The 15,503-nt window shown below is 72.3% G+C and carries 10 protein-coding genes; 6 read left to right on the top strand and 4 right to left on the bottom strand.

Translation table 11 applies throughout. The annotated features are described in order from the left end of the window. The first annotated feature begins 28 nt into the window (after window positions 1–28). Both J2S42_RS20715 and J2S42_RS20710 read left to right on the top strand, forming a co-directional pair. Window positions 29–2,359 carry a putative bifunctional diguanylate cyclase/phosphodiesterase gene (locus tag J2S42_RS20715; protein ID WP_307241556.1) on the top strand — a complete coding sequence of 777 codons (2,331 nt, stop codon included), beginning with the start codon at window positions 29–31 and terminating at the stop codon, window positions 2,357–2,359. Between the two features lie 909 nt (window positions 2,360–3,268). Further along, window positions 3,269–6,253 carry an Hsp70 family protein gene (locus J2S42_RS20710; RefSeq protein ID WP_307241555.1) on the top strand — a complete coding sequence of 995 codons (2,985 nt, stop codon included), beginning with the start codon at window positions 3,269–3,271 and terminating at the stop codon, window positions 6,251–6,253. On the opposite strand, the gene pabB is transcribed toward J2S42_RS20710, so the two are convergent. From pabB to J2S42_RS20690, 4 genes are all read right to left on the bottom strand, one after another. Next, entirely contained in the window at window positions 6,222–8,474 is a 2,253-nt protein-coding gene (pabB, locus tag J2S42_RS20705; RefSeq protein WP_307241553.1) for an aminodeoxychorismate synthase component I, read from the bottom strand. The genes J2S42_RS20710 and pabB overlap by 32 nt on opposite strands. Before the next feature lie 32 nt (window positions 8,475–8,506). Beyond that, window positions 8,507–8,731 carry a hypothetical protein gene (locus J2S42_RS20700; protein WP_307241551.1) on the bottom strand — a complete coding sequence of 75 codons (225 nt, stop codon included), beginning with the start codon at window positions 8,729–8,731 and terminating at the stop codon, window positions 8,507–8,509. 59 nt (window positions 8,732–8,790) lie between these two features. Continuing rightward, window positions 8,791–9,243, bottom strand: a complete 453-nt coding sequence (gene mscL, locus J2S42_RS20695; protein ID WP_307248901.1) for a large conductance mechanosensitive channel protein MscL — start codon at window positions 9,241–9,243, stop codon at window positions 8,791–8,793. Between the two features lie 72 nt (window positions 9,244–9,315). Further along, window positions 9,316–9,954, bottom strand: a complete 639-nt coding sequence (locus J2S42_RS20690) for a FadR/GntR family transcriptional regulator (RefSeq protein WP_307241549.1) — start codon at window positions 9,952–9,954, stop codon at window positions 9,316–9,318. 73 nt (window positions 9,955–10,027) lie between these two features. On the opposite strand from J2S42_RS20690, the gene J2S42_RS20685 reads away from it, so the two are divergent. The 4 genes from J2S42_RS20685 (at window position 10,028) to J2S42_RS20670 (ending at window position 15,397) form a co-directional block, all read left to right on the top strand. After that, window positions 10,028–11,260 carry a CynX/NimT family MFS transporter gene (locus J2S42_RS20685; protein ID WP_370879414.1) on the top strand — a complete coding sequence of 411 codons (1,233 nt, stop codon included), beginning with the start codon at window positions 10,028–10,030 and terminating at the stop codon, window positions 11,258–11,260. A gap of 178 nt (window positions 11,261–11,438) precedes the next feature. Continuing rightward, a complete protein-coding gene (locus J2S42_RS20680; RefSeq protein ID WP_307241547.1) occupies window positions 11,439–12,935 on the top strand; it encodes a permuted SH3 domain-containing protein in 1,497 nt (498 codons plus the stop codon). 78 nt (window positions 12,936–13,013) lie between these two features. After that, complete coding sequence (locus tag J2S42_RS20675) at window positions 13,014–13,790, top strand: response regulator transcription factor (RefSeq protein WP_307241545.1); 777 nt, start codon at window positions 13,014–13,016, stop codon at window positions 13,788–13,790. After that, a complete protein-coding gene (locus tag J2S42_RS20670) occupies window positions 13,787–15,397 on the top strand; it encodes a sensor histidine kinase (protein WP_307241543.1) in 1,611 nt (536 codons plus the stop codon). Before J2S42_RS20675 ends, J2S42_RS20670 begins: the two co-directional genes overlap by 4 nt. The last annotated feature ends 106 nt before the right edge of the window (window positions 15,398–15,503 follow it).

The following is a 15,503-nucleotide window of genomic DNA, read 5'->3' as shown; positions in this document are numbered from 1 at the left end:
GGCGAACCGGCCGCAGCGGAGGTGGTACGTGAGCGTGGGAACAGGTGCCGTCGTGCGCCCGTTCCGGCCGACGCCGCAGATCGTCGCCGCGATCGTGCTCACCGTGGCCGCCACCACCTGGTGCGTGGCCGGGATGTGGCACGTGTGGTCCGTCCCGGTGCTCGGTTGGCTGCCGCTGCCGGTCCTCGGAGTGCTCGCCGCGTACGAGTGCCGCGCCGCCGCCCGTGCCCCCGGAGCCGGCCCCGCGGTGCGTCGCTTCTGGGCCGCCATCGCCGTGGCCAGCGCGTTCGTGTTCGCCGGGTCGGTCAGCATGGGCTACGACTCGACCCTGGCCGGTGCCGAACCCACCCGTACGAGCCCGCGCAGCGCGCTGATCTTCGCGGCCGGGCTGATCGCCGTGTACTGGGGACTCCTCCGGCTGCCCAGCCGCAACCGCACCGGCGGTGAGCGGCTCCGGTTCGCGCTCGACGCCGGCGTCATCGTGGTCACGGTCGCGCTCTTCGGCTGGCACTTCTCGCTCCGGCACATCGAGACCTGGCGCTCCTCGACCGGCTCCGACTTCGCGCTCATCGCCATCGTCGCGGTCGCGGCCGTCGCGCTCGTCGCGTTCGTCAAGGTCGCGCTCACCGGCACCGGCGGCGTCGACCCGCACGCGCTGCACCTGCTCGCGATCGGCACGTTCGGCAGCGCGGCCACGGCGGCGCTCAGTCCCGCGCTCGCCACCCGGCCCTACCTCAACGGCTGCATGCTGGCCGTACCGATCGCCTACCTGTCCGTCATCCTCGCGGCCGACCGGCAGCGCCGCGCGCCCGGGACCCGCGCGGAGCCGGTGCTCGGCCGGATCAAGGTCAGCCTGGTGCCGTACATCGCGGTGCTGGCCGCCGGTGGCCTGCTCGTCCACGACCGGCTCGGCGGACCGTCCGAACCGATCATCATCGCGGTGACGTTCGGTTCGCTCACCGCGCTGGTCATGGTGCGCCAGCTGACCGTGCTCCGGGAGAACGCGCGGCTGCTCGCCACCGTCGACGCGAACCTGGCCGCGCTGCGCAGCGCGTGGAACGACCTGGACACCGTGCAGACCCAGCTCGCGCACCAGGCCTCGCACGACGCGCTCACGAACCTCGCCAACCGGGCACTGCTCGCCGCGCGGGTGGACGCCGCGACCGCGGACGGCGAGCGGTTCGCCGTACTGCTGATCGACCTGAACGACTTCAAGGCGGTCAACGACTGGCTCGGTCACGCGGCCGGTGACCGGCTGCTGGAGATCGTCGCGGAGCGGCTGCTGCACGCGGTCCGCACCGAGGACACCGTGGCACGGCTCGGCGGCGACGAGTTCGCGGTGCTCATGCCGGGCCTGGACGCGGCCTCGGCCGGCGAACGGTGCGCGGAGATCGCGGCACGGGTGCAGCGCCCGGTGGTGATCGAGGGGCATCAGCTGGAGGTCAGCGCCGGCATCGGGCTCGCCGACAACGGCAACGCGGCCACCGGTGCCGACGTGCTCCGGCGCGCGGACGTCGCGATGTACGTGGCGAAGGCGAAGGGCGCGGTGTTCGTCGGCTACCACCCGGACATGGACCAGATCGCGGCCGAGGAGGCGCGGCTCGCGGCCGACCTGCGCCAGGCCATCGAACGCCAGCAGCTGCACCTGCTCTACCAGCCCGTGGTGGAGCTGCCGACCGGCCGTACCGTGCGGGTGGAGGCGCTGATGCGCTGGCGGCACCCGACCGAGGGGATGGTCCCGCCGGACCGGTTCATCGCGATCGCGGAACGCAGCGGCACGATCGACACGCTGGGCGAGTGGGCGCTGCGCGAGGTCTGCCGGCAGATCATCTCCTGGCGTACCGTCGACCGGGTCGACGTCGAGGTCAACGTGAACGTCTCGGCCCGGCAACTGCGCTCACCCGGCTTCCCGGACCTGGTCACGTCGATCCTCGCGGAGTACGGCGTCGCGCCGTCCAGCATCACGCTGGAGATCACCGAGACCGCGGTCTTCGACGGCGGTCCCGCGGTGGAGAGCCTGCGGACGCTGCGCGGGCTCGGCTTCCGCGTCGCGCTCGACGACTTCGGCACCGGTCACTCGTCGCTGAGCCTGCTCACCACGTGCCCGGTCGACGTCATCAAGGTCGACAAGTCGTTCGTGGCCGGAATCGGCGGCCACGGCCAGCAGGCGGTGATCGTCACCGCGCTCATCCAGATCACCGCTGGACTCAACCTGCACGCGGTCGCGGAGGGCGTCGAAACGGCCGACCAGGCATCCCGCCTGCACGCACTCGGCTACCGCTTCGCCCAGGGCTACTACTTCGACCGCCCCCTCCCCGCCGACGACGTCGTCTCCCGCTTCCGCGTCGCCGCGCTCTGAGCGGGTCGGCTCGTGGCCGCTCTCGGCGCCGGTTGCCCGGCTGCGGTGGTGCCGGTTTCGCCGGTTCGATGCCGGTTCCCGGCGAGGCCGCTTTCCGGCGCTTCTACCGTTTCGCGTCCGGTCGCTTCGTTTCCTCCCGCGTTCAGCGTGGCCGGGCCCCGCAGATGCCGGCTCTGTTGCCGATTGCCGCAGTGGCGCCTACCGCGTGTGCCAGCCGTGCGGCCCGCGGCCTGGGTGACTCGCGGCCTGGACGGTCCGTCGGCCTGCGCTGCCGGGCGGCCCGTCGGCTCGGCGGCCCGCACGCCACCGTGGTGCCGGACCGGCCTACGTAACGGCTAGGTGCGCTGGCCGCCCGTAATTTCCGGATAAGGTCTTCGACCGCTGAGCCTGGTTATCGCATCCGCCGTCGGGTTAGAAGCCTGTGTGATCAATCAGTGGAGCGAAAAGGAGATCATTTGGCGAAGTTGATATCCCTATCGCTCCACTGATTGATCACTCAGGGGTGAGCGGCGTCGTTCGCCGGCGGGAGAGCCGCAATGCGAGGTTGGATATCGCGATATTTCGGGCGCGGAGCGCCCGATTGCAACGGGGCCGGGTTGCCGCAACACGGCCGGCCTGCTGCAACGCGGCCGAGTGCGGCGAGTATCGGCGAACGAGTAACAGAGCCGTTCCCGCGGGCACCCGGTTGTCGCTGGCGCTCCTTCCTGCCGGATTCGTCATACGGAGGGGTGAGGCGGGCACTCCGCGTCCGAAATTTCACGTTATTGAGTTGTATCGGAGCGTGCGAAGTAATCCGGTCGGCCGTTCGGGTCGTAGGGGGTCGGGCGTCCGTGTGTCGAAACCTGTCGGAGGTCATCGGTAGGCTCCCGCTCCGGGGTGTGGTGATCGGCAGGCGGGGGAGAGATAGCAGTGAGCGGACCGGCGCGGCTGGCTGTGGACCTGGGCACCACGCACACGGTGGCGGTGGTGGAGCGGGCCGGGCAGCCGGTGCGGGCGCTGCTGTTCGACGGCTCGCCGATCCTGCCGTCCGGCGTGTTCCTCGCGGCCGACGGCGTGGTGCACACCGGTCGCGACGCGGCCCGCCTCGGCGCGAGCGAGCCGGAGCGGTTCGAGCCACACCCGAAGCGCCGGGTGGACGAGGGCTCGGTGCTGCTCGGCACCGCCGAGGCCAGCGTGGCGGACCTGCTGCGCGCGATCCTGGTCCGGGTGGCGGAGGAGGCTCGCACCGCCGGTGTCGACCCGGCCGGCGCGGTGCTGACCTGCCCGGCGGACTGGGGCGGCCCCCGCCGCGCGGTGCTGGCCGACGCGGCCCGGCGCGCGGGCCTGGGCGACGTGCGGCTGCTGGACGAGCCGGTCGCGGCCGCTACCTACTGCACGCAGGTGGTCGGCCAGCAGGTGCCGGTCGGCGGCGCGGTCGCGGTCTTCGACTTCGGTGGCGGCACGCTGGACGTGACGGTGGTGCGCCGCGAGCCGGGCGGCTGGCGGGTCGCGGCCACCGGCGGCCTCGACGACCTCGGCGGCCTGGATGTCGACGACGCGCTGGTCGGGCACCTCGGCCACGTGGTCGCGGCCCGGCACCCGGAGGCGTGGCGCCGGCTCTCCGCGCCCTCGACCGCGGCGGAGCGACGCGACCGCCAGGCGTTCTGGGGCGAGGTGCGCGCGGCCAAGGAGATGCTGTCCCGCCTGACCAGCGCGCCGGTGCGGGTGCCCGGCCAGGAGGAGCCGCTGCACCTGACGCGCGACGAGGTGGAGCGGGTCGCCGGCCCACTGGTGGCCCGCGCGGTGGACGAGACGCGGCGGGTGCTGGAGCGTTCCGGTATCGCGTCCGCCCAGCTCGACACGATCCTGCTGGTCGGCGGCTCAAGCCGGATCCCGCTGGTGGCGAGCCGGCTGCACGCGCGCTTCGGCGTGGTGCCGTCCGTGCCGGAACAGCCCGAGCTGCCGGTGGCCTACGGCGCGCTGGCCAACGACCACCTCGGCCCGATCGCGTCCGCCCAGGTCTCCGCGGTTCCGACGTCCCCGTCCGGCTACCCGTCAACCGGCACACCCCCGCTCCCGGGGATGCCGGCACCCGGTGGCGCCCAGACCGGTATGCAGGGTTCGGGAGCGCCGGTTTCCGGCATGCCCGTCTCGCCGCCGGCACCGGGTCAGACACCCGGCCAGAGCGGAACCACCGGTGCAGCCCCGGGTTATCCGCCGGGCCGATACCCCGGCCAGGCGGTTGGTCAATTCCCTGGTCAGGCCGTGGGTCAGTATTCCGGGCAGGCCTCTGGCTGGAGCGCTGCACCACCCGGCTGGCAGCAGCCGGCCGCGGGCGGACCGTCATCCGGCGTGAGCGGCCTCGGCGGCGGGGCCGGGAAGGGCGACACCGGTGACGTACCGGTGGATCTGCCTGATCCGAAAAAGATCAGGAGGCGGACCCGGCGGCGGGTGATCGCACTGATCACCGTCGGTGCCGTGGTCGCGGCCGTCGCGACCTGCGGCACCGTGGTCACCCGGACGGTCCAGGGCTGGCTGTCGGGTGTCCGGGACGGCGCGCTAGCGAACGGCTCCCCCCTCACCGACGTGCTGAGCGGCGCCGGTGCCGTCCCGGCGGACGGTGAGCTGGTGCGCGTGGGCCAGCCGATCGAGCTCGGCGGCGGGGCCGTCACGGTCGCGGCGGCCGGTACGACCGTGTACTACGCGCGGGTCATCGGCATCACCACCGAGGTGGTCGCGGTGAACGCGGCAGACGGCGCGCAGCTGTGGAAGAAGACCGCCGAGATCGCCGGCCGTGAGGTGCACCTGACCGTGCTGGACGAGTTGCTGCTGCTGGACGCGGACGGCGCGACCACGCACGACGGGGACGACACCCGCGCGGTGCTGCAACGCTCCGACGGCGCCACGGTGCGGACCTTCCCGATCGCGGACACGCTCGACGTCGCGTTCCTCGGCGCGGAGGCGGTGCTGGAACGGACCAGCGTCTTCGACGGCTACCAGCTCTACCGGATGAATCTGAAGACCGGCAAGACCGTCTGGAGCACCGCCGGCGTCGACGACCACCTGTCGATCGATGACCACCGGGCCGAGCCACTGCGCGAGTGGGTCGGCGAGCAGGGTCCGAAGCAGGGCGCCGGCATGCTGCCGCCGACCGAGTACCGGCACTTCGACTCGCTCTCCGCGTCGTCGGTCTCGATGGTGCAGCTCACCGATGACCGGCGGATCCGGGTGATCGACATGGCCACCGGTACGGCGAAGAGCACGTCCGGCGCGGGCGCGGTGCCGATCGAGGACGATTTCTGGACCGCGTTCGACGGCCTGGTGGTCGGGCTGATCAGCACCGACGTCGAGGCACAGCCGACCGTCGCGGGTTACGGGCTGAACGACTTCGCGCAGAAGTGGCAGCTGCGGCTGGAGGCCGGCGAGAGCGTCGACCGGGTCAAGCCGTGCGGCGAGCACGTGGTGTGTGTGGCCGTGGACAGCGCGAACGACCAGTACCGCACGGTCGCGATCGACACCACGAACGGCCGCCAGGTGTGGAGCCAGCCGGTCGAGTTCAGCGTGGACGAGGGCTGGTTCGCCACGCCGAAGGGCGTGCTGTGGGGCAACCAGTTCTTCGACACCATGCAGGACGTGAAGCTGCTCGGCCTGGACGGCAAGGAGGTGGCGAACCTCGGCGACAACGACGTCTACGCGATCCGCGACGGTCGCGCGCTGAGCGTGAGCATCAAGGTCGGCATCACCTCGCAGACCGCCTGGGTGGCCCGGGTCTGGGACATCTCGACCGGCAAGGCGACCGGCACCGCCGAGTTCAGCACCGGGCTGCCGAGGGAGGCCGCGTTCGCCGGTGACGTGGGCGCGCTGATCGACGACAAGGGTGCCCTCAGCGTGTACCGGGTGACGAGCCTGGGTTGAGCGCGGTCAGCGGCGTCGCGGCCTTGAGCAGCATCTCCGTGTACTCGCCGGCCGGGTCGGAGTCGAGCACGATCGCGCCGCCCGCGCCGATGGTCAGCATGCCGTCGTGCCGGACCGCGGTGCGGATCACGATGCTCAGGTCGGCCGTGCCGGTCAGGCTGAGGTACCCGAGCGCGCCGGAGTAGACGCCGCGCGGCCCGTCCTCCAGCTCGTCGATGATGCGCATGGTGCGCTCCTTGGGCGCGCCGGTCATCGAGCCGCCCGGGAAGCAGGCGCGCACCGCGTCGACCGCGGTCACACCGGGCCGCAGTCGTCCGCGGATCGTGGAGACCAGCTGATGCACGGTCGCGTACGACTCGGTGGCCATGAACGCGGGCACGCGCACGGAGCCGACCTCGCACACCTGCCCGAGGTCGTTGCGGACCAGGTCGACGATCATCAGGTTCTCGGCCCGGGTCTTCGCGTCCCCGGGCAACGAGACGCGCAGCTCCTCGTCGCGGACCGGATCGGCGGAGCGCGGCGCGGTGCCCTTGATCGGCTTGCTCTCCGCGGTGCCGTCCGGCAGCACGCGCAGGAACCGCTCCGGCGACGAGCTCAGCACGCTGACCTCGCCGAGGCGCAGCAGTGCCGCGTACGGTGCCGGGTTGTTCCGCCGCAGCCGCCGGTAGAGCGCGAGGTCGGTCGCGTCCGGATCGGCCATGGTCAGCCGGTCGGTCAGGCAGATCTCGTAGCTCTCGCCGGCTCGCAGCCGCTCCTGCGCCTCGGCGACGTCCGCGACGTATCGCTCCCGGCTCTTGCCCAGAAGCGGCGCCGGGTCCACCAGCGGTCGCGGCCCGGCCTCCCGTTTCACCGCGGCCGGGATCGCGGAGATCAACTCGGCGGTCTCCGAGACCCACGCACCGGCGTCGTCCGACGGCAGCGCGACCGCCCACGCGCACCGTTCGACATGGTCCAGGACCACGAACCGGTCCACAAGAACCCACAACGCATCGGGGGTACGTGCCGTATGTGCGCCCGGCACGCCGTCATTCTTTAGTTCGTATCCGAAATAACCGACATAACCACCGGCGAAGTCGAACGGGAGGTCGCCCGTCCCGGCAACCCGCCGCGCCGCCAGCCCCGCCCGCAGCACATCGAAGATCGATCCCACCTCGGTACGCACCTCCGCGCCACCGACCGCCTCCAGGCCATCGGCGGCCTCCACGCCGCCTGCCGCCTGCGGGCTACCGGTGGCCCTTACGCCCCCGGCGGCACCCGCGCCACCGGCCGGCCCTGCGCCACCGGCCGGCCCCGCAGCGCCGGATGCTGGGCTGGCGGCTGGCGGCGCGGCGGCCGGTGATGCGGCGCCCGGTGACGCGGCCGCCGGCGGCGCGGCGGCGAGTAGCGCCGGCCGGGTCGTGGTGATCTGCACCGTGCCGGAGCCGGCGCGGTAGGAGAGCGTCTCGCGGGACGTGCCGAGGAACGAGAAGCGCGACAGTCCGTCCGCGACCAGGCTGCTGTCCAGCCAGAACGCCGGCACCGAGTCGCCGCAGAGCCGCGCGAACAACTCCTCCGGGTCGGGGAGGTGCTCCACCCGTACCGTGGCCAGGGGTTGCTGGTCGTGCGCCGGCGGAGCCGGAGCGGCCGGTGGAACGGGACGACGACGCGGCCGGAGCAGGCCGTTGAGCCGCAGGAAGTTCTGGATGATCTCCTCGCCGTGCGCGGACGCGATCGACTCGGGGTGGAACTGCACGCCCCACCACGGCCGGGTGGTGTGCCGCAGGCCCATGACTACGCCGTCCTCGGCCCAGGCGGTCGCGACCAGGCGCGGCGGCAGCGGTTCCGGCACCGCGAGCGAGTGGTAGCGGACCGCGGTGAAGTCCTGCGGCAGCCCGGCGAAGAGGCCGGTGCCGGTGTGCCGGACGCGCGTGAGGTGCCCGTGGCGCGGTTCCGGCGCCCGCGTCACCGTGCCGCCCGCGGCGAGCGCGATGCCCTGGTGGCCGAGGCAGACGCCGAGCACCGGCAGGTCGTGGCGGGCCAGCAGCCGCGCGGACGTGCCGAAGTCCGCGTCGCGGCCCGGGTGCCCGGGGCCGGGCGAGATGATCGCGCAGTCGTACCCGTGCAGGTCGGGCAGGGGTTCGTCGTTGCGGACCACGTCCGGCTCATCGCCGGTCACGCCGGCGATGAGCTGAAAGAGGTTGTACGTGTACGAGTCGTGGTTGTCGACGATCAGCGTGCGCATCAGTCGACAATTGTGGCTCAAGCCCGGGTGGCTCAGTCGCGGGTGGAGAGCTCACGCCAGGTGCCGGGGCCGTTCAGCATGGCCCGGACCGCCTCCAGCGCCTCGTCCTCGCCGCCGAACTCGAAGAACCGCGACACCCCCTCGGCGCCGCCCGCGCGCGCCTCGACGTGCCACGTGTCCCCGTTCACCCGGAGGAAGACGTCCTTGCGGGCGATCCGCCCCCATTTGCCGTTCCACCAGTGCTTTCGCTGCTCCATAGCCACACACCCTATCGAACACATGTTCGACGGGGTGTGTGATCTTGCCAGGAGGTTCGTCAGCCCCGGGGCGGGAAGTGCTCCCGGCGGATCGCCTCGTCGATGGCGGCGCGGCGATCCGGGTCCGAGTTACCGGCGATCAGCGCGTCGCGGATCTCGGTGAGCAGGCGGACCTCGTCGCTCGGCGCCTTCGGCTCCGGCTCCTCGCCGCGCCGGCGGCGCTCGGCCAGCTTGTTCATCGGGAAGACGATCAAAAAGTAGACGACCGCGGCGGTCAGGACGAACGTGATCAGCTGGTTGATGAACGCGGCGTAGGCGAACTCCACGCCGGCGGTCGGCACCCAGGAGCCCTTGAAATCGCCGGTGCCGCCGGTGACCAGCTTGATCAGCGGCTCGAGGAACGACTTGGTGAACGACGTGACCACCGCGGTGAACGCCGTGCCGATGACGACACCGACGGCCAGCTCGATCACGTTGCCGCGCATGATGAAGTCTTTGAAACCCTGGATGATCGATCGCACTTCGAGCTCCGAAGCAAGTGAGGGGGTGGGAAGCATCACCGTATTGCCCAGATCGCCGCAGGGCTATTCGAGGTACGCCCCGGCCTCCTTCGCGGCCAGTTCCGGATCCCCCGCACGGATGGCCGCGACCAGCCGCCCGTGGTCGACGTAGCTCTCCGCGGTCATCCCCTCGTCCTGGAACGACTGCGCCACCGTGGCCCGCATCGCGCTGCGGAACGACGCGTACAGCCCGGCCAGCATCTCGTTGTGCGCGGCGGCCAGGATCGCGGCGTGCAGCGCCACGTCCGCCTCGACGAACTCGTGCAGCCGCCCGGCCGCCCAGGCCGCCTCCCGCCGGTCCAGCGCGCGCTCCAGGTCGGCCACGTCCGCGGGCGTGCGGCGCACCGCGGCCAGCCGGGCCGCCTCCACCTCGAACGCCCGCCGCACCTCGACCACCTCGGCGAACTCCGCGTCCGCCATTCGCCGGCCGACCATGCCGGCCAGCTCGTCGCTGGACATCACGTAGGTCCCGGAGCCCTGCCGGGTCTCCAGCACGCCCGCGTGCACCAGCGCTTTCACCGCCTCGCGGATCGTGTTCCGGCCGACGCCGAGCGCCTCCACCAGCTGCGGTTCGGTCGGGATGCGGCCACCCACCGGCCACTCGCCGGACGCGACCTTGGCGCGCAGCTCCTCGATGACCCGCTCCACCAGCCGGTATGTCATTCCCCACCATCCTCCGGAAAAGTGGCCCTAATTCATCCCATGAATTTACGATGGGTTCGTGTCGACCTCCCCCATGGTGCTGGAACCCGCCGTCGCCGTCGCCCCCGCGGTGCGCGGACGCGCCCGCGGCACGTTTCTCGTGCTCGCCGCCATGCTTCTGGTCGCGCTCAACCTGCGTACCTCGATCACCAGCGTCGGCTCGCTGCTCACCGAGGTCCGCGACGGCCTGCAGCTCTCCGGCCTGATGGCGGGCGTGGTCACCACCATGCCGACCATCGCGTTCGCGGTCTTCGGCGCGTTCACGCCGGTGCTGGTCCGCCGCTTCGCCGCGCCGCGCGTGCTGATCGGCGCGATGGCCGCGCTGGTGATCGGCCAGGCGCTGCGCGTCGCTACCGGCTCGGCCATGGTCTTCGTGATCACCGGCGCGCTCGCGCTCTCCGGCATCGCGATCGGCAACGTGCTGATGCCGATGCTGGTCAAGCAGCACTTCCCGGAGCGGACCGGTCTGATCACCGGCATGTACTCGGTCTCCATGTCGATCGGCGCCACGATCGGCGCGGCCGCGACCGTGCCGATCGCGCACGCGTTCGGTTCCTGGCGGGCCGGTCTCGGCGTCTGGGCGATCCTCGCGCTCGCCGCGATCCCGCTCTGGCTGCCGGCCGCGCTGCGCCGTCGTTCGGCCGCCCCGGTGCCGGCGGTTCCCGGCGCAAAGATCACCGCGCGGGTACGGCCGGGAGCCACCCGCCTGGGCTGGGCCATGGCGATCTTCTTCGGCGCGCAGTCGCTCAGCGGATACGCCACCATGGGCTGGCTGCCCACGCTGTTCCGGGACGCCGGCTTCTCGCCGGAGAACGCGGGCGTGCTGCTCGGCGTCCTGTCCGTGGTCGGCGTGCCGATGGGCCTGATCATGCCGTCGCTCGCGGCCCGGCTGCGCCGCCTGCACGGCCTGATCCTCGTGCTGGCCAGCCTCATGATCGTCGCGTACCTCGGCATGATGCTCGCGCCGCGCGCCGGCGCGTACCTCTGGGTGGTCGTGCTGTCCGTCGGCCAGAGCGCGTTCCCGCTGGCGCTGACCGTGCTCGGGCTGCGCGCCCGGACACCGGAGGGCACGGTCGCGCTGTCCGCGTTCGCGCAGAGCATCGGCTACCTCTTTGCCGCGCTCGGCCCGCTGCTGGTCGGCTACTTCTACGGCCTGACCGGCACCTGGACCGTCCCGATGCTCTTCCTGGCCGCCGTCGCCGTGCTCCAGGCCACCGCGGGCCTGGCCATCGCCCGCCCTCGTTTCGTCGAAGACGAACAGGGCTAGCTCAGCGTCGAAGACGAACAGGGCTAGCTCAGCGTCGGAGACGAACAGGGCTGGCTCAGCGTCGAGGACGAGCACGCCCGATCGTGGCTCTGAGCCGGCGCCCAGCGGGGGTCGAGCCGGTGGCGAGGCGCGGTGGCGAGACTTCGCCGGTCGAGTGACGACCGGATGGGGTGTGGGCGTGGTGCTGCGGGGTCGACGGATGCGGATCGCGGCCGGCGTGGCCGCCGCGGCGGTCGTGGTGGCGGGCGCGTCCACCGCCTACGCGCTGACCTCGGGCGCCGAGTCGGCCGCGGACGGGCCGTCGCTGGTCGCGGCGGACACCGGCGACGTGACGCTCGCGGTCGCGGCCACCGGCACGCTCGCGCCCGCGTCCACCCGGAGCCTCAGCTTCGGTACGTCCGGCGAGGTCACCGCGGTCAACGTACGTATCGGTGACGTGGTCAAGGCCGGCGACGTGCTGGCCGAGGTGGACGACACGGACGCACGGGAGGCGGTGGACAAGGCCGAGGAGGAACTGACCGCGGCGCGGGAGGCACTGTCCACCGCGTCGGCCTCGTCCGGCACCAGTTGCGTATCGGATACCGGCGGCGGCGCGATCTACTCCTTCGCCACCGCCGGCACCACGCCCACGCCGCCACCCACGGGCAGCGTGAGCCCGGCACCGGCCGTCACGGTGACGGTGACCGAGACGGTCACGATGTACGTGACCGTGCCCGCGTCGCCGTCCGCCTCGTCCTCACCGTCGCCGTCCGCGTCGCCGTCCACCAGCCCATCGCCGTCCGGCACACCGTCCCGCCCGGCGACCGGCGGCAGCCCGTCGGCCGGCCCCGGCTCCAACGGCCCGGGTTCCAATGGCGGCTCCAGCGGAAACGGATCGACCGGCGGCGGCTCGACCGGCGGCACCGGCTCCACCGGTGACGCGTGCGGCGGCTCGACCGGCAGTGAAACCGGCGGCACCGGTGAAACCGGCGGTACCGGCGAGACCGGCAGCGGTGCGACCGGCGATCAGACCGGCAGCGGCGGCACCGCGAACGGCGGCGGCCGGAGTGGCGGCACCGGCGGCGACGCTCTCTACTCCGCGCAGACCAGGGTGAACAGCGCGGAGGTGGCGCTGGCGGAGGCCGAGCAAGCGCTCGCCGGTGCCGTGCTCAAGGCGCCGGTCGGCGGCAAGATCCTCTCCGTGGCCGGTGGCGTGGGCAGCACCGCCGCCGCCGGCAGCACGTTCGTCTCGCTCGGTGACATCGGCGGCATGGAGGTGCAGGCCGACTTCCCGGAGGCGGACGCGGGCCGGCTGAAGGTCGGCCAGGTCGCCGCGGTCACGCTCGCGGACCGGCCCGGTGAGACGTTCACGGCCACGGTCACCCAGGTCGACCCGGCCGGCACGGTCACGGACGGCATGGTCACCTACGGCACGCTGATCACCTTCGACACCGTGCCGGAGGACGTGCTGATCGGGCAGAACGCGCAGGCCACGGTCACGATCTCCGAGGTCGTCGGCGTGCTGCGGGTGCCGTCCTCGGCGCTCCGGGACGTGTCCGGCACAGCCGGCGTGGTGACGGTCCGGGCCGACGGCGTGGACAGCACGCGGACCGTGACCGTGGGGCTGGTCGGCGACGCGTACGCGGAGATCGTCTCGGGCCTGTCCGCCGGTGAGTCCGTGCTGGTGGCGAGCTGATCTCCGTACCCCCGTCGGGCTGCGGTTCTAAGATTTTGTTCAGTTTTCTCCGACCTGGCTCCGAGGCACTTTCGATAGATGTTGGAGCCGGTGTCCACGATCCGGTGGGGTACGGCAGGAGGCAACACGGTGCGGCAGCAGACCGAAGCACGGCCGACGAGGGTGCTCGTCGTCGACGACGAGCCGAACATCTGCGCGTTGCTGTCGGCCACGCTCCGCCTGATCCACTTCGACGTGCGGGTGGCGAACGGCGGGCACGAGGCGCTGACCGTCGCCACCGAGTTCGAGCCGGACCTGGTCGTGCTCGACGTGATGCTGCCCGACCTGGACGGCTTCCAGGTCGCTCAGCGGCTGCGGTCCGGCGCCCGGCCGGTGCCGGTGCTGTTCCTGACCGCACGCGACGCGGTCGAGGACCGCATCTCCGGGCTCACCGTCGGCGCGGACGACTACGTGACGAAGCCGTTCAGCCTGGAGGAGGTCGTGCTGCGGATCCGGGCGATCCTGCGCCGCAGCCGCGGCGACGCGGACGAGTCCGAGGACAACGGCCTGCTCCGGTACGCGGACCTGGAGCTGGACGAGGACGCGCACGAGGTCCGCCGCGGCGGCAAGCTGGTCGAGCTGTCCCCGACCGAGTTCAACCTGCTTCGCTACCTGCTGGTCAACGCGGGCCGGGTGGTCAGCAAGGCGCAGATCCTGGACCGGGTGTGGAGCTACGACTTCGGCGGCGACGGCCGGATCGTCGAGTCCTACGTCTACTACCTGCGCAAGAAGATCGACCGCTGGGAACCCCCGCTGATCCACACGGTCCGCGGCGTCGGCTACGCCCTCCGGCTGCCCCGGGGCGCCGACGAGTGAGTCTCTGGCGGCTCCGGCGGTGGCGGCACTGGACGCTGCGGTCCCGGCTGGTGCTGGTGATCGCGTCGCTGACCGCGGTGGCGCTGCTGCTCGCGAACCTGGCCGGTGTCTGGCTGCTGCGCAGCTACATGACCGACCAACTGGACGACCGGCTGGTGAACCGGATCGAGGACCCGGTCATGATGATCAACCGGATCTGCGACACGTCGTCCGACTCCGACTCCGCCACCGACTTCCTGCCCGGCGGTCCGCCGCAGCGCGGTCACGGCTGGCCCGGCCCGCTGGCCGGTCCGGAGCAGCTGCTCAGCCTCTACCGGTCGGACGGCACGCTGCTCTGCACCGACCGGCAGAGCGACGACGCGCAGGTCGCGCAGTCCGACGTGCTCGCGCAGGCCGGAAAGACCGACCCGGCCACGGTACGGATGACCGACGGCACCAACTGGCGGATCACCGTGCAGGAGAACTCACTGCTCGTCAACGACACACCGGTCACGCTGCTGACGCTGAAGGGCGCCTCGCTGGAGGACATCGACCGGACCGCGGACGGCCTGCTGCTGATCAACCTGGCCGTCGAGCTGGTCGTGCTGCTGCTGCTCGGCCTGGTCGCCGCGGTCGTCGTCCGGCTCGGCCTGCACCCGCTCACCCGGATGGAGGCGATGGCCGCCCGGATCAGCACCGGCGACCTGTCGCACCGCGCCGACGACGCGGACCCGCACACCGAACCCGGCCGTCTCGGCGTCGCGCTCAACTCCATGCTGGCCCGGATCGAGGCGGAGGTGAGCGCGCGTACCGCGTCCGAGGCCCGGCTCCGCCGGTTCGTCGCGGACGCCGGTCATGAGCTGCGCACGCCGCTGACCTCGATCCGCGGTTTCGCGGAGCTGTACCGGCGCGGCGGCTCCCCGCCCGGCCCGGTGCTGGACGAGACGATGAGCCGGATCGAGTCCGAGGCGGCCCGGATGGGCCTGCTCGTCGAGGACCTGCTGCTGCTGGCGAAGCTGGACGAGCAGCGCCCGCTGCAACGCCGGCCGGTCGACATACTGCAGATCGCGGCCGACACGATCCGGGACGCGCACGCCCGCGCCCCCGGCCGCCCGATCCGGCTGGCCGCACTCGGTCCGGACGACGGTGACTTCGAGCCGGTCACCGTGCTCGGCGACGAACACCGCCTCCGCCAGGTCGCCACGAACCTGGTCAACAACGCGCTGGTCCACACACCCCCGGACGCCCGCATCACCATCCGCGTCGGCCGCTGGACCCCCGCGGCACCGCCCCCGATCACCGAGGCCGCGCACCCCCGCAACGGCCGGCCGCAGCAGGCCCCGATGCCGGCCGTGGCGCCGGACACGGTGCCGATCGCGGCGGCCGGTTTCGCGGTACTGGAGGTCAGCGACACCGGCCCCGGCATTCCCGCCGAACACGCCGACCGCGTCTTCGAACGCCTCTACCGCGTGGAGAGCAGCCGGGCCCGCGGCAGATCCGGCGCCGGCGGCTCCGGCCTCGGGCTGTCCATCGTCGCCGCCATCGTCCAGACCCACGGCGGCCACGTCGAACTCGTCACCGCCCCCGGCCAGGGCGCCACCTTCCGCGTCCTCCTCCCCACGGACTGATCCACCGACGGACTGATCCACCGACGGACTGAGGCGACGGCCATGCGGCATCGATCGCCGAAGGCTGTCGCCGCAGAATCAGTTCTGACGTGGATTCGTCCCGGGG

Source organism: Catenuloplanes indicus (assembly GCF_030813715.1).
Taxonomy (GTDB): domain Bacteria; phylum Actinomycetota; class Actinomycetes; order Mycobacteriales; family Micromonosporaceae; genus Catenuloplanes; species Catenuloplanes indicus.
Note: the sequence above shows the minus strand (reverse complement) of the source record. Positions and strands in the feature narration are given on the sequence as shown.

What these genes read in the sequence shown, in the direction of transcription:
- pabB (WP_307241553.1), bottom strand. Translation starts at nt 8,474, where the DNA reads ATGCGCACGCTGATCGTCGACAACCACGACTCGTACACGTACAACCTC.
- J2S42_RS20700 (WP_307241551.1), bottom strand. Translation starts at nt 8,731, where the DNA reads ATGGAGCAGCGAAAGCACTGGTGGAACGGCAAATGGGGGCGGATCGCC.
- J2S42_RS20690 (WP_307241549.1), bottom strand. Translation starts at nt 9,954, where the DNA reads ATGACATACCGGCTGGTGGAGCGGGTCATCGAGGAGCTGCGCGCCAAG.
- J2S42_RS20685 (WP_370879414.1), top strand. Translation starts at nt 10,028, where the DNA reads ATGGTGCTGGAACCCGCCGTCGCCGTCGCCCCCGCGGTGCGCGGACGC.
- J2S42_RS20675 (WP_307241545.1), top strand. Translation starts at nt 13,014, where the DNA reads ATGTTGGAGCCGGTGTCCACGATCCGGTGGGGTACGGCAGGAGGCAAC.